This window comes from Streptomyces sp. NPDC024555 (genome assembly GCF_055559335.1).
Window position 1 is genome coordinate 242,655 of sequence record NZ_JBVHKV010000003.1, and the last position, 17,500, is coordinate 260,154.

Below are 17,500 nucleotides of genomic sequence, written 5' to 3' on the forward strand. Positions count from 1 at the left end.
TTGACGAACCGACGACCCGTCAGGACCATGACGGTGGCCACCTGAGCGGCCAGAACGGTATCAAGCCGGTCGAATCACGCAAGGGGGTCGTCTTCATGACATTGGCTGGTGCAACCGTTTCGTCCGGGCGGAGTGCCCCGCCGGGCACCCGGCCGGGCCCCCGGGGCGGACCGCCCGCCCGGAGCGCCGCGGGCGCCTGGTTCCTGGTGCTGCCCGCCCTGATCCCGATCCTGCTGCTGAGCGTCGTACCGATCCTGTACGGCATCGCGCTGGCGTTCACCGACGCCCAGTCCGGGCGCACCCGCTCCACCCAGTGGATCGGCACCCTGAACTTCCGGGACCTGCTCCACGACGGACTGTTCTGGGAGTCGTTCCGGATCGGCCTGGTCTGGGCCGTGGGCGTCACCGTCCCGCAGTTCGTGCTGGCCCTCGGCCTGGCCCTGCTCCTCAACGAGAACCTGCGGCTCCGCTGGCTGGCCCGCGCCCTGGCGATCGTGCCCTGGGCGATGCCCGAGGTCGTCGTCGGCATCATGTGGCGCCTGGTCTACAACCCGGACGCCGGCATCCTCAACGAGACGATCCGCGATCTCGGGCTGGGCGACGGCCGGGACTGGCTGACCGGGCTCGCCACCGCACTGCCGGCGGTGATCCTCGTCGGCGTCTGGGCCGGAATGCCGCAGACCACGGTCGCGCTGCTGGCCGGACTCCAGAACACCCCGCACGAACTCCACGAGGCCGCGGCCCTGGACGGCGCGGGCGCCTGGCGGCGGTTCAGGACGGTGACCTGGCCCGCGCTGCGGCCCGTCGCCCTCTCCATCACCGCGCTCAACTTCATCTGGAACTTCAACGCCTTCGCCCTGGTCTACGTGCTGACCAACGGCGGCCCCGGCGGCCGGACCCGGCTGCCGATGCTCTTCGCGTACGAAGAGGCGTTCCGCTACGGACAGTTCGGCTACGCCGCCGCGATGGGCTGCGTGATGGTCGCGGTGATCTCCGTGATCCTCGCCGTGTACCTCGCCGGACGGCTCAGGGGAGGCGAGGACCGATGAGCATGCGCACCAGCCGGCCCGCACGCGCCGGACAGTACCTGGCACTCCTCTGCTACCTGGTCTTCCTGGCCTTCCCGTTCCTCTGGCTGATCTCCACCGCCTTCAAACCCGCGCCCGAACTGGGCTCCCTCCACCCCACCTGGATCCCCGAGCACCCCACGCTCGACAACTTCCGGCAGGCCTTCGACGAACAGCCGCTGCTGCGGGCCGCCGCCAACTCGCTGCTCGTGGCGCTCGGCGCGGGCGTGATCGCGGTCGTCGTCGCGACCCCGATGGCGTACGTCATCGCCCGCGCCCGCACCCGGCTCTCCGCCGCCGCGACCGGCTGGGTCGTCGTCAGCCAGGCCTTCCCCTTCGTCCTGCTGATCATCCCGCTCTTCCTGATCCTCAAGGAACTGCGCCTGATCAACACGCTCTGGGGGCTGACCCTGGTCTACGTGGTGTGGGCGCTGCCCTTCGCGCTCTGGATGCTCGTCGGCTACGTACGGGCCGTACCGGCCGAACTGGAGGAGGCGGCCGCGGTCGACGGGGCGGGCCGGCTGCGCATCCTCGTCTCGGTCACCGCCCCGCTGCTCGCCCCCGGCATCGTCGCCACCGCGCTCTTCGCCTTCGTCACCGCGTGGAACGAGTTCTTCTTCGCCCTCGTCCTGCTCAAGACCCCCGAGAAACAGACCCTGCCGGTCGTCCTGACCCACTTCCTGGGCGCCGAGGGCGCCAGCGACCTCGGGCCGCTGGCCGCCGCCGCGTTCCTCGCCACCCTTCCCTCGCTCCTCCTCTTCGCCGTCATCCAGCGCCGGATCACCGGCGGCATGCTGGCCGGGGCGGTGAAGAGCTGATGCGCGCCCTCGCCCGCACCGCGGCCGCCGCGGCCACCGCCCTCGCCCTGCTGCTCACCGGCTGCGCCGGCGGCGGCGACGGCGGGAGGGACGGCACGATCCGGCTCCGGTTCCAGTCGCTGGCCTGGCAGAAGGAGTCCGTCGACATCAACAGACGGCTGGTGAAGGAGTGGAACGCGAGCCATCCGGACGTCCAGGTCCAGTACGTCCAGGGCAGCTGGGACAGCGTCCACGACCAGCTCCTCACCTCCTTCGAGGGAGGCGAGGCGCCCGATGTCATCCACGACGCCTCCGACGACCTGGCGGACTTCGCGTACGGCGGCTACCTCGCCGATCTGCGCACCCTGCTGCCGGACCGGCTGAAGGCCGACATCCCCGAACAGAGCTGGGAGACCGCCACCTTCGACGACGGCGTGTACGGCGTGCCCTTCCTCCAGGAACCGCGCGTCCTGATCGCCAACAGCCGGATCCTCCGGGAGTCCGGGGTCCGGATCCCGACCCCGGCGAAGCCCTGGACCTGGCCCGAGTTCCGCCGGGTCACCCGGGAACTGACCGGGAAGGGCCGCTACGGGATCGCCTGGCCGCTCAAGGAACCCGTCTCCGTCACGCTCAACCTCGGCCTGTCGGCGGGAGGGGAGCTGTTCCACCGGGGCGCCGACGGCAAGGTCACCGTGGCCGTGGAGGCGGGCGACCGGGTGGTCCCCGACACCATCAGGGCCCAGGTCGACACCGACCGCAGCGCCGCCCGCACCGCGCTCGGCATGGGCGGCGGCGACACCCTCCCCGGCCTCTTCGGCGGCAAGTACGCGATGGTGCCGCTCGGCTTCTCCTACCGCCAGCAGGTGGTGGAACAGGCCCCGAAGGGCTTCGAGTGGACCGTGCTGCCCGCCCCGGCCGGCCGCGGGGGCACCGCCCAGGGGGTGAGCCCGCAGACCCTGTCCGTCGCCGAGGACAGCCCGCACAAGAAGGAGGCCGTGGAGTTCATCGACTTCCTGCTGCGGCCGGAGAACATGGTGCGCCTGGCCAAGGGGGACTGGATGCTGCCCACCGGCACGGCCGCGCTGGCCGACCCCGCCCTGCACACCCCGGAGCTGGGCTGGGCCACCGGCGCCGCCCTCGCCGCCGGGCTGCGCCCGGCCCCGGCCCAGTCCGTGCGCGGCTACCCCGAGTGGAAGGACAAGGTCGCCACGCCCGCGTACCAGGAGTACTACAGCGGAGCGATCGACGCCGGGGAGCTGACCGGCCGTCTGGTCGGCGACGGCAACCGGGTCCTGGCCCGCTACCAGCGCTGACGTACGGATCCGCCCTCCCCCTCGGAGCCCGGGGGAGGGCGGATCCGTACGGCACCGGGTCAGACGCCGACCCGCTCCGGCAGGTCGTCCCCGCCCCGGACCCGCGGCCGGTCCGCGCCGGCCGTGTCCGGGAGGCCGTCGAAGGACTCGTCGTGGGTCAGGTCCGGCAGCCACCGGAGCCAGGCGGGGAAGTACCAGTTGCGCTCCCCGAGCAGGGCCATCACGGCCGGCAGCAGCACGCCCCGGATGATCGTGGCGTCGATCAGCACCGCCGCCGCCAGGCCCACGCCCATCTGCTTCATGGACTGCATCGACAGCGTGCCGAAGATCGCGAAGACGGCCACCATGATGACGGCGGCGCTGGTCACCACCCCGGCCGTGGTCACCACCCCGTGGGCGACGGCGTCCCGTGTGGTGCGGCCCTGGAGACGGGCCTCACGGATCCGGGAGACCACGAACACGTGGTAGTCCATCGACAGCCCGAACAGGATCACGAAGAGGAACAGCGGCAGCCAGGAGATGATCGCCCCGACCCCCTCCGCGCCCACCAGCGAGGCGCCCCAGCCGTGCTGGAAGACCGCGGTGAGGATGCCGTAGGCCGCGCCCACCGACAGCAGGTTGAGCACGATGGAGGTGATCGCGACCGTCAGCGAGCGGAAGCAGAGCAGCATCAGCAGGAAGGCGAAGACGACCACGAAGGCGAAGACCGGGACGACCGCCCCGACGATCCGGTCGTTGAAGTCCTTCGACCCCGCCACCTGGCCGGTGATCGGCGCCTCGACCCCCTCGACCCGGCCGAGCGTCGCCGGGCGGACCGTGTCGCGCAGCAGGTCCAGGCTCTTGACCGCCGCGTCCTGGTCGGAGCCGCCGACCAGCGGTACGTCGATGACCGCGATGTTCTCCGCGTCGTGCGTCACCATGTCGACCGGGCCCTGCGAGGCGCCCGAGGAGACGGCCTGCCGGCGGAACTCGGCGAGCGCCCGGCGGACCGGGGCGGACCCGATGTCGTCGGCCCTGACCACGACCCGGGCCGGTTCGGCGCCGCCCGGGAACGCCTCGTTGAGCCGGTCGTAGGTCCGCACGATCGGCAGCGAATCACCGAACTCCTGGTCCGGCGTGAGGTTCTGGGTGTGCATGCCGAGCGCCGGCAGGGCGATCGCGGCGAGCGCCCCGGCGGCCACGACGAGCGCGGTCCACGGACGGCGCAGCACCGCACCGAGCACGGACCTCCACACCCGGCTCTCGCCGTTCGCGCCGCCCGCGCGGGAGCGCTTGAGGCGGTCGAGGAACGGCACCCTGCCCTTCTCGACCCGCTCGCCGAGCAGCGAGAGGAGCGCGGGCAGCACGGTGACGGAGCCGACCATGGCGACCGCGACGACCATCAGCGAGGCCAGGCCCATCGCCTGGAACTCGGCGAGACCGGTGAAGAGCATCCCGGCCATCGCCACACAGACCGTCACACCGGAGACCACGACGGCCCGTCCGCTGGTCGCCGCGGCGATCAGCAGCGCGGTCCGCGGATCGCGCCCCTTGGCCCGCTCCTCGCGCTCCCGGCGCAGATAGAACAGGCAGTAGTCGACGCCGACGGCCAGACCGACCAGCAGCATCACGGAGTCGGCGGTCTCGCTCATCGGCTGGAGGTGGCTCACCAGGCCCATCAGCCCCATCGTGGCGACGATCGCGGTGAGGGCGAGCGCCACCGGCAGCAGCGCGGCGACCAGTGCGCCGAAGGCGATCAGCAGGATCCCGAGCGCGACCGGCACGGCGGAGAACTCGGCCCGCCGGAAGTCGCTGCCGAAGGCGTCGTCGAAGGTCTTGCCCATGCTGGCGCTGCCGATCTCCTCGATCCGCAGCCCCTCGTGCGCGGCGTCGGCCCGCGCCACCGCGTCCAGCACGGGTCCGACGCGCTCGCTCGCGGTCTCGGGGTCGCCCCGCATCTCGAACTGCACCAGCGCGCTGCGCCCGTCCTTCGAGACGGTCCCGGTGGTGTAGGGGGACGTCACGGCCGTGACCTCGCCGGTGGCTTGGACGGCCCGGACGACGTCGTCGACCGCCGCGCGGAACTCGGGGGTCTCGACGGTCCGGGCGGTGCCCTTGCCCTCCGCCTGGACGAGGACCATCTCCCCGGCGGGATCCTTCAGCCCCGCGTCCTCGACGAGCTGGACGGCCCGGCCCACCTCGCCGGAGAGCTGGTCGCTCTCCCTGACGTCGACCCGGCCCGCCGCCGAGCCCAGGACCGTCGCCAGGACGACGAACAGCACCCACAGGCCCACGGCCGCCCAGCGGTGCCGCGCGCTCCAGCCTCCGGCGCGGGCGGCGACGCCCCGCACCCGTGGCGCCCCCGTGTGCGCCGCATCCACTCTCCCCATGACGGGTCCGCCCCCTCGGTGACCGGCTCCGGCCCCGCGCCGTCGCCTCCGTATCCGAAGGTAGGAGCGGCATGAGGCCGTCTCGTCATGCTCGTTGCCGAACCGGGCGGGGCTCCTCTCCGCCCCGGGGACGGGGCTTGCCCCCGAGACGGAGGGTCAAAGCCCCTTACACGTAAAGGTGATCGGGGTATCGCGAAACGGGTGCGGGCGTCCTGTGACGAAAGATTCACGACTGCGTCGGAGCCGTAGGAAGGCCTTGAACTGTGCGCGTCAATCGGTCAGGGTTTCGAGCCAGCCCCCGGAGATCTTCCGGCCGAGGGCCAATCCCCCCACAAAGAATGACGAGGAGACCCCTCTTCATGGCACTTCACAAGCGCGCACGCCGGTTCAAGCTGACCGCCGCCGTCACCGCGGTGGCCGCGGCCGCCGGAGTCACCCTGCTGGGCACCCCGTTCGCCGGGGCCGCACCCGCGCCCGCCACCGGCAAGGTGTACGGCGCCGACGCGGCCACCGCCGTCGCCGGCAGCTACATCGTGATGCTGGACCACAAGGCCGACAAATCCGAACTCGCCGCCAAGTACGGCGGAAAGCTCAAGCGCGACTACAACTCCGCCATCAACGGCTTCTCCGCCAGCGGGCTCTCGGAGACCGAGGCGAGCCGCCTCGCCGCCGACCCGGCCGTCTCCAAGGTCGTCCAGAACAAGAAGTTCCACGTCGACGCCACCCAGGACAACCCGCCGTCCTGGGGCCTGGACCGCATCGACCAGACGGAGACCGCCGGGGACAACGCGTACACCTACCCCGACAGCGCGGGCGAGGGCGTCACCGCGTACGTCATCGACACCGGGGTCCGCACCACCCACGAGGAGTTCGAGGGCCGGGCCAGCTCCGGCTACGACGCCGTGGACGACGACGACAGCGCCGACGACGGCCACGGCCACGGCACCCATGTGGCCGGCACCATCGCCGGGGCCACGTACGGCGTCGCCAAGAACGCCAAGATCGTCGCCGTCCGGGTGCTCGACGACTCCGGCTCGGGCACCACCGAGCAGGTCGTCGCCGGCATCGACTGGGTCACCGAGAACCACGAGGGCCCGTCCGTCGCCAACATGAGCCTCGGCGGCGGCGCCGACGAGGCGCTCGACGCGGCCGTCCAGAAGGCCATCGCCTCCGGCGTCACCTTCGCCGTCGCCGCCGGCAACGAATCCTCCGACGCCGGCGGGGGCTCCCCCTCGCGGGTGCCCGAGGCCATCACCGTCGCCTCGTCCACGGTGGACGACGAGCAGTCCTCGTTCTCCAACTACGGATCCGTCGTGGACATCTACGCCCCGGGCTCGGACATCACCTCGTCCTGGAACACCAGTGACGACGCGTCCAACACCATCTCCGGCACCTCCATGGCGACCCCGCACGTCGTCGGCGCCGCCGCGGTCTACCTGTCCGGGCACCCGGACGCCACCCCGGAGGAGGTGGCGACGGCACTCACCGAGGGAGCCACCCCGGACGCCATCACCAACGCCACCGACGGCACCGCCAACAAGCTGCTGAAGATCGTCGAGTAGCGCCACAGCGCCGCCCACCAGTGACCGCCGCGCCCTCCCCCACGGGGCGCGGCGGCCGCGTGTGCGCGGGGGACTGCCCTAAGGTCTGCACATGATCAGAACCGAACACACGGCCGGAGGCCCCGCGTGAGCGAGCCGTCCCCGGCACTGGCCGCCGCGGTCGAGGGCGAACTGCGCCTCCTCGACCCGCTGGTCCGGTCCTCCGCCGACCTCCTCCTCCAGGTCCTGCACCCCGACTTCCACGAGGTCGACACCACCGGCCGCCGCTGGGACCGCGCCATGGTCGTCGCCGCCCTGATCGCGGACGAGGCCCCGAGGCCCGGCCAGCTCACCGCCTCCCGGATGCGCGGCGTCCAGCTCGGCGACACGCTCGTCCACCTCACCTACGAGACGGAGATCAAGGGCAGGCGCGCCCACCGCAGTTCCCTGTGGCGGCGCACCGGGACGCGATGGCTGCTCTACTACCACCAGGCCACCCCGTACGACGGCGCCGGCCCGGCCCCCGGAAGCTGAGCGGGGAGCTCAGCGACGGGCCGCCCGCTGCGCCCGCGCCGCCCACCGGCCGTCCGTGCGCGAGATCCGCACCGGATGACCGAAGCAGTCGCTGACCAGCTCCGTCGTCAGCACCTCGTCGGCCGCCCCCGAGGCCGTGCACCGGCCGCCGCGCAGCAGCATCGCGTGCGTGGTGGACGCCGGCAGCTCCTCCAGATGATGGGTGACCAGCACCGTCGCCAGCTCCGGATGCTCCTCGCGCAGCGCGTCCAGACTGTCCAGCAACTGCTCCCGGGCGGCCAGGTCGAGACCGGTGGCCGGTTCGTCCAGCAGCAGCAGCCGGGGGCTCGGCATCAGCGCGCGGGCGATCAGCGTCCGGCCCCGCTCGCCCTGCGAGAGCGCCGGCCAGCGCGAGCCCGTCTTGCCGCCCATCCCCAGCATCTTCAGCAGCACCTCGGCCCGCTCCCGCTGTCCGGGCGCGGGCGACCAGCGCGGCACCGGCTCGACCGAGTTGGTCAGACCGGTCAGCACCACCTCGTTCACGGTCAGCGGGGAGCGCAGCGGATGACGCGGATTGACGTGCCCCAGCAGCGTGCGCAGCTCCCGCAGGTCGACCCGGCCCAGCGTGCGCCCCAGTACCTCCACGGTGCCCCGGGTGGGATGGGTGAGCGCGCCCAGCAGACCGAGCAGGGTGCTCTTGCCCGCACCGTTGGCACCGAGCAGCGCCCAGTGCTCCCCGGCGTGCACGGTCAGGGAGACCCCGTCCAGCAGGACGTTGCCGTCGCGGACGAGCGCGACGCCGTCCGCCCGGATCACCGGTGTCCGGGCGGCGGGGGAGGACTGGACGGGGACGGTGGTCGTGGTCACGTGCGGGGGCTCCTTCATGCCGGTGTGCGCGCCCGGTGCGTGCCGTTCAGGCCGGGCCGGGCTCGCGCCCGGCCGGAACGACACGCTCCAGGCGGCTCATGTCCTCGGTGGTCAGCCGGATGTCGCGCGCCCCCAGGTTCTCCGCCAGATGGACGGCCGAACCGGTGCCCGGGGTCGGGCACAGCACGGGGGAGCGGTGCAGCAGCCAGGCGAGCGCGATCTGTCCGCGGGTGGCCCCGTGGCCGTCCGCGACCGCGTCCAGCGCGGCGGCGGTGTCGCCGGTCAGTGCGCCGTTCGCCAGGGGGAACCAGGGCAGGAACGCCAGGCCGTGGGCCTCGCACACCTTCAGCACCGCGTCCGAGGCGCGGTCGAGAAGATTGAAGCGGTTCTGCACCGAGACGATCCCGGTCAGGGAGAGCGCCTGCTCCAGCTGCTCGGCGGTGAGGGTGTCCAGGCCGATGTACCGGATCTTACCCTCCTGCCGCAATCCCTCCAGCGCCCCCAGCTGCTCGTCCATCGGCACCCGCGGGTCCAGCCGGTGCAGCTGGTAGAGATCGATCCGGTCGGTCCGCAGCCGCCGCAGGCTGGCCTCGCACATCGCCCGCAGCTCCTCGGGCCGCCCCGCGACGTGCCAGGCGCTGTCCCCGGTCCGCACCACCCCGCCCTTGGTGGCGATCACCAGCTCCTCGCGGTACGGGTGCAGCGCCTCGGCCACCAGTTCCTCGGCCAGGTCCGGACCGTAGTTGTCCGCCGTGTCGATCAGCGTCACCCCCGCGTCGACCGCCGCCCGCAGCACCGCGACCGCGTCGCGGCGCTCGCCCCGCGGGCCCCAGTACCCGGGGCCGGTCAGCTGGGCGGTGCCGTAACCGAGCCGGCGGACCGGCAGCTCGCCGCCCAGGAGGAACATGTCATCGGGTGAGGGAAGTGCGCTGTTCATGGGGGAACGGTAGTCCGTGCCCGGATCCGGCCCGGGTCCCGGGGCTGTCGCCTTTCTTCAATACGCGCCGCCCGGCCTTTCCTACCGTGGGACGCATGAAGACCGAGCACGCCCATATGACCGAATGCGCCGCCGAGGCGGCCCGGGTGGCCCGCGCCGTGCGCCCCGCCCAGCTCGACGGCACCGCGACCCCCTGCGCGGACTGGGACGTCCGCACCCTCGTGAACCACTGGGTGCTCTACACCTCGCACGGCCTGGAGCACCGCGCCCTGCGCACCGAACTGCCCGGCGAACTGGTCGACCGCGACTTCACCGCGGACGCCGACTGGGCCGAGCGGTACGCCGCCCAGCTCGACCGGGCGGTCGCCGCCTGGTCGGACCCCGCCGTCTGGGAGGGCACCATCGGCACCGGCGACCTGGCCTCCCCGGCCGCCGAGTACGCCGCGATGCTCATCGAGGAGACCGTCCTGCACACCTGGGACGTCGCCCGCGCCACCGGCCAGGAGCTCCGGCTCTCCGACGGGGCCGCCGCGTACCTGCTGGCGACCGTCGAGGGGAACGCCGCGCTGTACCGGAGTTACGACGGCTTCGGCCGAGAGATCGCGGTGGACCCCGGTGCCACCGTCCTCACCCGCGCCCTGGCCGCCTCCGGCCGCGACCCCGAATGGCGCCCCGCCGGGTGAATGGCCCAGCCGGAAGGTCTCCGAATGGCCCGTGAGACCGAGCCACCGGCTGCCTAGGCTCGTCCCATGACCACACAGCGCGCCCCGGAGACGGGCAGGACCGTCGTCGACCTCTACTTCGACCCGGCCTGCCCGTTCGCCTGGATCACCTCACGCTGGATGCTGGAGGTCGAACGGCACCGCCCGGTCGACCTCCGCTTCCATGTGATGAGCCTCTACCTGCACAACACCGGCAACGAACTCCCCGACTGGTACCGCACCCTCGTCGACAAGTCGATCGGCCCCGTCCGCGTCGCCGCGGCCGCCGCGGCCCTGCGCGGCGAGGAGATCCTGCGGGACCTCTACACCGCCTACGGGACCCGGATCCACCGGGAGAAGAACGAGGACTTCGACGAGGTGATCGCCCAGTCCCTCGACGAACTGGGCCTGCCCGCCGAACTGGCCGACGCCGCCCGCTCCGAGGAGTACGACGAGGCGGTCCGCGCCCGGCACGACGCCGGAAAGGACCCGGCCGCCGACGGCTATGTGGGCACCCCTACCCTGCACGTCGACGGAACCGTCTGGTTCGGGCCGGTGCTGCGCGCCGTCCCGCGCGGCGAGGAGGCGGCCCGGCTCTTCGACAGCTTCCGGGTGCTCGCCGCCCACCCCGACTTCTTCGAGCTGAAGCGCACCCGCACCGGCGGCCTCGACCTGGGCTGAGCCGGACGGAAGGGGCCGGCCCGGATCAGGCGCTGAGCCGGGCCGGACGCCTCTGTTCGGCACACGCCTCGTCGTACCGGTCCAGCAGCAGCCGCGCCAGCTCCGGCGCCGGACCCAGCACCCCGGACAGCACCTCGGCGCCGGCCTCGGCCGCCCCCGCCGCGATGCGGTCCGGGAGGCGGCCGGGCGCGATGACGTACGGGGCGACCGCCACCCGGCGGACCCCCTCGGCCCGCAGGGCCCGTACCGCGTCCTCGGTCCGGGGGAAGCCCCCGGCGCGTACAGCGGAGGCGAACGCAGGCCGCACGGAACACCAACCGGTGTGCCGCAGCTCCCGCGCGATTTCAGCGATCACTGCGCCCGCCTCCGGGTCTGTGGAGCCCGCCGAGGCCAGGACCAGCCCCGTCGAGCCGCGGTCGCCGGGACGGATCCCGGCCTCCCGCAACCGCCGCTCCAGCGCGGCGTTCAGCAGCGGCGAGGGCCCCAGCACCTCGGCCTGCCGCACCCGCAGACGGGGAAGCCCGGCACGGGCCTCCCGCAGCACCGCGGGGATGTCGGACTTGGCGTGGAACGCCCGGGTCAGCAGCAGCGGCAGCGCCACCACCTCGTCCGACCCTTCGCCGGCCAGCCGCTCCAGGACCCGCGGCACCGACGGCGCGTTGAAGTCCAGGAACCCGGTCTCCACCCGCAGCCCCGGCCGCAGCGCCCGGACCCGCGCGGTCAGCGCGTGCACGGTCGCGGCGTGCCGGGGATCACGGCTGCCGTGGGCGACGACGAGAAGGACCGGAGTGGTCATGACGGGCACTCAGTTCCTGACCAGGAGACCGCGGCTGCGCAGCACCCACCGCTCCAGCGGGCTGAAGATGAGCAGATCGATGGCGATGCCGACGAACAGGATCAGGATGATGGCGAGGAAGATCCCCGGCATGTCCGCGTTGTTGCGCCCGTTCTCCAGCAACTGGCCGAGCCCCAGCCCGAGATCGGGCGAGGAGGCGATGATCTCGGCGGCCATCAGTGAACGCCAGGAGAACGCCCAGCCCTGCTTCAGACCGGCCAGATAGCCCGGCAGCGCGGCCGGCATGACGATGAACCAGGTCCCGCGCAGCCCGGTCGCGCCCAGCGTCCGGCCCGCCCGCAGGAAGAGCGGAGGCACCTGGTCGACCCCGGAGACCAGCCCGTTGGCGATCGAGGGCACCGCGCCCAGCAGGATCACCGCGAACATCATCCGGTCGTTGAGACCGAGCCAGATCACGGCCGGAGCCACCCAGGCCACCGACGGCAGGGACTGGAGACCGGAGAGGATCGGGCCGATCGCCGCCCGCACCAGCCTCACCCGCGCCACCAGCAGCCCCAGCGGCGTACCGATCGCCACCGACAGCAGGAAACCGAGCAGACCGCGCGAGACGCTGGTCCACACGACCTCCAGCAGGGTGCCCTGGCGCCACATGTCGCCGATGCTCTCCCCGACCGCGGACGGGGACGGCAGCTTGTAGTCGTCGGTCACCTTCGCCCAGACCAGCAGCTGCCAGACCACCAGCACCAGGGCCACCGCGACCACCGGCGGCAGCACCTTGCGCAGCAGCACCTCGCGCACCGGGGTGCGGTGGACCTGCACGGCGTCCAGGGCGTCGAGACCGGCCTCCAGACCGGCCAGATCGTCCGGCTTCACGGCGCCCGGACCGCTCCCGCCGGACCCCGGTGCGTCCGACGTGACATCAGTGCTGGCCATGACGGCGGATCTCCCCACGCAGTTGTTCGGTGATCTCGACGGACAGTTCCGCCACGGCGGTGTCCTCGATACGGCGCGGGTGCTCGATGTCGACCGTCCACTCCCGGGCCACCCGGCCCGGCCGGGAGGAGAGCAGCACCACGCGCTGGGCGAGCCGCACGGCCTCGCGCACATTGTGTGTGACGAACAGGACGGACACGTTCGTCTCGCGCCAGATCCGGGTCAGCTCGTCGTGCAGCACGTCCCGGGTGATCGCGTCGAGCGCGGCGAACGGCTCGTCCATCAGCAGCAGTTGGCTGTCCTGGGCCAGCGCGCGGGCCATCGCCACCCGCTGCCGCATCCCGCCCGACAGCTCGTGCACCCGCTTGCCGTGGGCCCCGCCCAGCCGCACCAGCTCCAGCAGCCGTTCCGACTCCTGGCGGCGCTCCGCCTTGGGGACGCCGCGCAGCCGCAGCGCCAGTTCGATGTTCTTGCCCGCGGTCAGCCACGGGAACAGGGCGTGCTCCTGGAACATCAGGGCCGGCCGCCCGCCGGGGGTCTCGATGGTCCCCCCGGTCGGGCGGTCGAGTCCGGCCACCAGGTTGAGCAGCGTCGACTTCCCGCACCCGGAGGCTCCCAGGAGGGTGACGAACTCACCCGGGGCGACATCGAGCGTGATGTCGTCCAGGACCAGCTGCTGTCCCGTGGGTCCGGAGAAGGACTTCGAGACATGGTCGATACGAGCGGCGTGCCCGACCGAGACGCGTTCCTCGGCCTTGGTGAGGGTGGTCGCCATGGTCGTCACCTCCTGGGGTCGTCGAGCGGCTGGGTTACTTGACGCCGAGACCGGCGTCGGCGACCTCGGGCTTGCCCGCGGCCTTGAGGACCTTGTTCAGCGGCTTCAGGTCGTAGATGCCCTGGAGGTCGGGCTGCTCCAGGAGACCGGCCTTGACGGCGTGCTGCGCCTGCGCGTCGAGCGTGGCGGCCAGCGGGTCGTCGGTGATCTGGATCGACTTCCACGCCGGGTCGAGGATCTCGGCCGGCAGCTCCTTGCCGGTGAGCGACTTGAGCGCGGCGTTGGCCGAGGCCTTCGCCTTGTCCTGGTTGGCGTTGATCCACGCGTTCGTCCGCACCGAGCCGCGCAGCACCGCCTCGACCACGTCCGGGTGGTCCGTGAGGAACTTCTGCGACACGATGATGTTCGTGATCACGAACTTGTCGTCGGGCCAGAGCGTCGACTCGTTCAGCAGCTCCTTCGCGCCCTCGGCGACGAGCTTGGAGGCGGTCGGCTCCGGGACCCAGGCGCCGTCGATGGAGCCCGACTTGTAGGCGTCCGGGGTCACCTTGTTGTCCGTGCGGACCACGGAGACGTCGCCCTTGCCGCTCTGGGCGTCGACCTTCCAGCCCTTCTCGGAGATCCAGTTGAGGAAGGCCACGTCCTGGGTGTTGCCGAGCTGCGGGGTGGCGATCTTCTTGCCCTTGAGGTCGTCCAGGGTCTTGATCTTCTCGGGGTTCACCACGAGCTTCACCCCGCCGGAGGCCGAACCGCCGATGATGCGCAGGTTCTTGCCCTTGGACTTGGTGTAGCCGTTGATCGACGGCGAGGGGCCGATGAAGCCGATGTCGATCGAACCGGCGTTGAGCGCCTCGATCTCGGAGGGACCGGCGTTGAATGTCGCGGTCTTGAGCTGGGTGCCCCCCAGCTCCTTCTGGAACAGGCCCTCCTGGTCACCCACGAGAGCCGTGGCGTGCGTCAGGTTCGGGAAGTAGCCGATCCGTACGGTGTCGGCGGAGAGCTTCTCTCCCTCGGCGGCGACCTTCGCCTTCTTGGCGTCGTCGTCCTTCGCCTCGGAGCCGTAGCCGCAGGCGGTGAGCGCCGCGGCGAGCAGGGGCAGGGCGGCGACGGCGGCCACGGAGCGGCGCAGCGTGGTACGGGGGGCAGACACGGATGGTCTTCCTCTCGGAGGCCCTGGCTCAGCTCCCTCGGAAGTCCGGGGAGGCGGCCGGGCGGTCGGCAGGTCTTCGTCTGTGCGGGCGGTGCGGGTGGTACGGCCGGGCGCGCAAGCGGTGCGCGTACGTCATCGCGCACATCGCGCCACCCCGCCCTGGCCGCTGCCGAGGGCGCCGCTGCCGACCCGGCCGCCCTCCTTCGCGAAGGTCGAGAAGATGTCGGTCCTCATCAGAAGTCCCACTCCGCGTCGTCGTCCGCCGCGGCCTCCGGCTCCGCGGCGGCGGCGAACGAGGCGCCCGCCATGCCCGCGGTGAGCGTGGTGCCGTCGGCCGGGTCGATCAGCAGGAACGAGCCGGTGCGGCGGGAGTCGGCGTACGCGTCCAGCGCCAGCGGCTCCGCGGTGCGCACGACCACGCGGCCGATGTCGTTGGCGACGAGCCGGCCCGGGGCCGGGTGCTGCGAGAGGTCGTCCAGGGTCAGCCGCGACGGGATGTCCTTGACGATGGCCTTGACCGTGCGGGTGGTGTGCTTGATCAGCACCCGCTGGCCGACGGTGAGCGGCTGGTCGGCGACATGGCAGACGGTCGCCTCGACGTCCTGCGTCACGGCCGGCGCGTCGTCGGCCGGGGCGATCAGATCGCCGCGCGAGACGTCGATGTCGTCGGCCAGGCGCAGCGTCACCGACTGCGGCGCCCAGGCGATGTCCACGCTGTCGCCGAGCAGATCGATCCCGGCGACGGTCGAGGTGCGGCCGGAGGGCAGCACGGTGACGGACTCGCCGACCCGGAACACGCCCGCGGCGATCTGGCCGGCGTAGCCCCGGTAGTCGGGGTGCTCGGCGGTCTGCGGCCGGATCACGTACTGGACGGGGAACCGGGCGTGGCAGCCGGTCAGATCGTGGCTGACCGGAACGGTCTCCAGGTGCTCCAGGACCGTCGGCCCGCCGTACCAGTCCATGTGCGCGGACGGCTCCACGACGTTGTCGCCGGCCAGCGCGGAGATCGGGATCGCGGTGATCTCCGGGACGCCCAGGGACGCCGCGTAGGCGGTGAACTCCTCGGCTATGGCGGCGAACACCGGCTCCGCGTAGTCGACCAGGTCCATCTTGTTCACGGCCAGCACCACGTGCGGCACCCGCAGCAGGGCCGCGACGGCCGCGTGCCGGCGGGTCTGCTCGACGACACCGTTGCGCGCGTCGACCAGCACCACGGCCAGCTCGGCGGTCGAGGCGCCGGTGACCATGTTGCGGGTGTACTGCACATGGCCCGGGGTGTCCGCCAGGATGAAGCGGCGCCGGGGGGTCGCGAAGTAGCGGTAGGCCACGTCGATGGTGATGCCCTGCTCGCGCTCGGCGCGCAGACCGTCGGTCAGCAGCGCCAGGTCGGGTGCCTCCTGGCCCCGGTTGCGCGAGGCGTGCTCGACGGCCTCCAGCTGGTCGGTGAGGACCGACTTGGAGTCGTGGAGCAGCCGGCCCACGAGGGTGGACTTGCCGTCGTCGACGGAGCCCGCGGTGGCGAAGCGCAGCAGCGTGGTGGTGGACAGCTGGTCGGCCAGCTGGGTGGGTGTGGTCATGGTTAGAAGTACCCCTCGCGCTTGCGGTCTTCCATCGCGGCCTCGGACATCTTGTCGTCGGCGCGGGTCGCGCCCCGCTCCGTGAGGCGGGAGGCGGCGATCTCGGCGATCACGGCGTCCAGGGTGGTGGCGTCGGAGTCCACGGCGCCCGTGCAGGACATGTCGCCCACCGTGCGGTAGCGCACCTGGCGGGTCTCGGTGCGCTCGTGCTCCCGGGGACCGCCCCAGTCGCCCGCGGTCAGCCACATGCCCGAGCGGTTGAAGACCTCGCGCTCGTGCGCGAAGTAGATCTCCGGCAGCTCGATGCCCTCGCGGGCGATGTACTGCCAGACGTCCAGCTCGGTCCAGTTGGAGATGGGGAAGACCCGGACGTGCTCACCGGCGGCGTGCCGGCCGTTGTACAGCTGCCACAGCTCGGGGCGCTGGCGGCGCGGGTCCCACTGCGAGAACTCGTCGCGCAGCGAGAAGACCCGCTCCTTGGCGCGCGCCTTCTCCTCGTCGCGGCGCCCGCCGCCGAAGACCGCGTCGAAGCGGTGCTGCTGGATCGCCTCGGTCAGCGGCACCGTCTGCAGCGGGTTGCGGGTGCCGTCGGGGCGCTCGCGGAGCTTCCCGGCGTCGATGTACTCCTGGACGGAGGCCACGTGCAGCCGCAGCCCGTGCTCGGCGACCGTGCGGTCGCGGTAGGCCAGCACCTCGGGGAAGTTGTGCCCGGTGTCCACGTGCAGCAGCGCGAACGGCACCGGCGCGGGCGCGAACGCCTTGAGCGCCAGATGCAGCATCAGAATGGAGTCCTTGCCGCCGGAGAACAGGATCACCGGCCGCTCGAACTCGCCCGCCACCTCGCGGAAGATGTGCACCGCCTCGGACTCCAGGGAGTCCAGATGGCTGAGTGCGTACGGATTGTCGGTGCCCTCCGACACAGTCGCGACGGTCGTCACGCTGCACCCCTCTCGCTCAGCAGCGCGTACAGCTCCGCCGCGGACTCCTGCACGGTCTGACGGTGCGACTCGATCCGCAGGTCGGGCGCCTCGGGCGCCTCGTAGGGGTCGTCCACCCCGGTCAGCCCGCTGATCTCGCCCGCCGCCTGCTTGGCGTAGAGGCCCTTCACATCGCGCTCCGAGCAGACCTCGACCGGAGTGGCGACGTGCACCTCCAGATACGGGGTGCCCTCGGCCAGGTGCCGCTTGCGCACCGCGTCACGGCTGTCCGCGTACGGGGCGATGACCGGGACCAGGACCTTCACGCCGTTGGCCGCCAGCAGTTCGGCGACGAAGCCGATCCGCTGGACGTTGGTGTGCCGGTCCTCGCGGGAGAAGCCGAGCCCCGCCGAGAGGAACTCGCGGATCTCGTCCCCGTCGAGGACCTCCACCCGGTGTCCCTCGCCGCGCAGCCGCGCGGCGAGTTCGTACGCGATGGTGGTCTTGCCCGCGCTCGGCAGACCGGTCAGCCAGACGGTGGCTCCCGTCTCCGTCACGCTCATCGA

17 protein-coding genes are annotated in these 17,500 nt (G+C 72.2%); 7 read left to right on the forward strand and 10 right to left on the reverse strand.

Annotated features, from left to right (window positions below; translation table 11 throughout):
• The first annotated feature begins 95 nt into the window (after window positions 1-95).
• Genes ACZ4FH_RS06445 through ACZ4FH_RS06455 form a run of 3 tightly spaced genes read left to right on the forward strand, consistent with a single transcriptional unit; the run spans window position 96 to window position 3,177 of the window.
• Entirely contained in the window at window positions 96-1,049 is a 954-nt protein-coding gene (locus tag ACZ4FH_RS06445) for a carbohydrate ABC transporter permease (protein ID WP_467302737.1), read from the forward strand.
• Complete coding sequence (locus tag ACZ4FH_RS06450; RefSeq protein WP_467302738.1) at window positions 1,046-1,885, forward strand: carbohydrate ABC transporter permease; 840 nt, start codon at window positions 1,046-1,048, stop codon at window positions 1,883-1,885. Before ACZ4FH_RS06445 ends, ACZ4FH_RS06450 begins: the two co-directional genes overlap by 4 nt.
• Window positions 1,885-3,177, forward strand: coding sequence for an ABC transporter substrate-binding protein (locus ACZ4FH_RS06455; protein WP_467302740.1), 1,293 nt, complete (start codon window positions 1,885-1,887; stop codon window positions 3,175-3,177). The genes ACZ4FH_RS06450 and ACZ4FH_RS06455 overlap by 1 nt, the downstream gene beginning before the upstream one ends.
• Window positions 3,178-3,236: 59 nt before the next feature.
• Here the strand turns inward: ACZ4FH_RS06455 and ACZ4FH_RS06460 are convergent, their stop codons facing one another.
• Window positions 3,237-5,546, reverse strand: coding sequence for an MMPL family transporter (locus ACZ4FH_RS06460; protein ID WP_467302741.1), 2,310 nt, complete (start codon window positions 5,544-5,546; stop codon window positions 3,237-3,239).
• Between the two features lie 359 nt (window positions 5,547-5,905).
• On the opposite strand from ACZ4FH_RS06460, the gene ACZ4FH_RS06465 reads away from it, so the two are divergent.
• Window positions 5,906-7,108 (forward strand): S8 family peptidase, encoded by a 1,203-nt coding sequence (locus ACZ4FH_RS06465; protein ID WP_467302743.1) that lies wholly within the window; start codon window positions 5,906-5,908, stop codon window positions 7,106-7,108.
• Window positions 7,109-7,234: 126 nt separating this feature from the next.
• A complete protein-coding gene (locus tag ACZ4FH_RS06470) occupies window positions 7,235-7,621 on the forward strand; it encodes a nuclear transport factor 2 family protein (RefSeq protein ID WP_467302744.1) in 387 nt (128 codons plus the stop codon).
• Window positions 7,622-7,630: 9 nt separating this feature from the next.
• Here the strand turns inward: ACZ4FH_RS06470 and ACZ4FH_RS06475 are convergent, their stop codons facing one another.
• Window positions 7,631-8,467 (reverse strand): ABC transporter ATP-binding protein, encoded by an 837-nt coding sequence (locus ACZ4FH_RS06475; RefSeq protein ID WP_467302745.1) that lies wholly within the window; start codon window positions 8,465-8,467, stop codon window positions 7,631-7,633.
• Window positions 8,468-8,513: 46 nt separating this feature from the next.
• Complete coding sequence (locus ACZ4FH_RS06480) at window positions 8,514-9,404, reverse strand: aldo/keto reductase (RefSeq protein ID WP_467302746.1); 891 nt, start codon at window positions 9,402-9,404, stop codon at window positions 8,514-8,516.
• 95 nt (window positions 9,405-9,499) lie between these two features.
• On the opposite strand from ACZ4FH_RS06480, the gene ACZ4FH_RS06485 reads away from it, so the two are divergent.
• Both ACZ4FH_RS06485 and ACZ4FH_RS06490 read left to right on the forward strand, forming a co-directional pair.
• The gene (locus ACZ4FH_RS06485; RefSeq protein ID WP_467302747.1) at window positions 9,500-10,087 is read left to right on the forward strand and encodes a TIGR03086 family metal-binding protein; all 588 of its coding nucleotides are present in this window, start codon (window positions 9,500-9,502) and stop codon (window positions 10,085-10,087) included.
• Window positions 10,088-10,153: 66 nt separating this feature from the next.
• Entirely contained in the window at window positions 10,154-10,786 is a 633-nt protein-coding gene (locus ACZ4FH_RS06490; protein ID WP_467302749.1) for a mycothiol-dependent nitroreductase Rv2466c family protein, read from the forward strand.
• A 25-nt stretch (window positions 10,787-10,811) separates the two neighbouring features.
• Here the strand turns inward: ACZ4FH_RS06490 and ACZ4FH_RS06495 are convergent, their stop codons facing one another.
• The 7 genes from ACZ4FH_RS06495 to cysC all read right to left on the reverse strand — a co-directional run bounded on the left by ACZ4FH_RS06495 (window position 10,812) and on the right by cysC (window position 17,497).
• Window positions 10,812-11,582, reverse strand: coding sequence for a sirohydrochlorin chelatase (locus ACZ4FH_RS06495; protein WP_467302750.1), 771 nt, complete (start codon window positions 11,580-11,582; stop codon window positions 10,812-10,814).
• Between the two features lie 9 nt (window positions 11,583-11,591).
• The gene (locus ACZ4FH_RS06500) at window positions 11,592-12,515 is read right to left on the reverse strand and encodes an ABC transporter permease (RefSeq protein WP_467302752.1); all 924 of its coding nucleotides are present in this window, start codon (window positions 12,513-12,515) and stop codon (window positions 11,592-11,594) included.
• A complete protein-coding gene (locus tag ACZ4FH_RS06505) occupies window positions 12,502-13,290 on the reverse strand; it encodes an ABC transporter ATP-binding protein (RefSeq protein WP_383641796.1) in 789 nt (262 codons plus the stop codon). Before ACZ4FH_RS06505 ends, ACZ4FH_RS06500 begins: the two co-directional genes overlap by 14 nt.
• A 34-nt stretch (window positions 13,291-13,324) precedes the next feature.
• On the reverse strand, window positions 13,325-14,440 hold the full coding sequence (locus tag ACZ4FH_RS06510; RefSeq protein WP_467302753.1) for an aliphatic sulfonate ABC transporter substrate-binding protein: 1,116 nt from the start codon (window positions 14,438-14,440) through the stop codon (window positions 13,325-13,327).
• Between the two features lie 233 nt (window positions 14,441-14,673).
• The gene (locus tag ACZ4FH_RS06515) at window positions 14,674-16,017 is read right to left on the reverse strand and encodes a sulfate adenylyltransferase subunit 1 (protein ID WP_467302755.1); all 1,344 of its coding nucleotides are present in this window, start codon (window positions 16,015-16,017) and stop codon (window positions 14,674-14,676) included.
• 2 nt (window positions 16,018-16,019) lie between these two features.
• The gene (cysD, locus tag ACZ4FH_RS06520; protein WP_467302757.1) at window positions 16,020-16,955 is read right to left on the reverse strand and encodes a sulfate adenylyltransferase subunit CysD; all 936 of its coding nucleotides are present in this window, start codon (window positions 16,953-16,955) and stop codon (window positions 16,020-16,022) included.
• Entirely contained in the window at window positions 16,952-17,497 is a 546-nt protein-coding gene (gene cysC / locus ACZ4FH_RS06525) for an adenylyl-sulfate kinase (protein WP_467302759.1), read from the reverse strand. Before cysC ends, cysD begins: the two co-directional genes overlap by 4 nt.
• Between the last annotated feature and the right edge of the window lie 3 nt (window positions 17,498-17,500).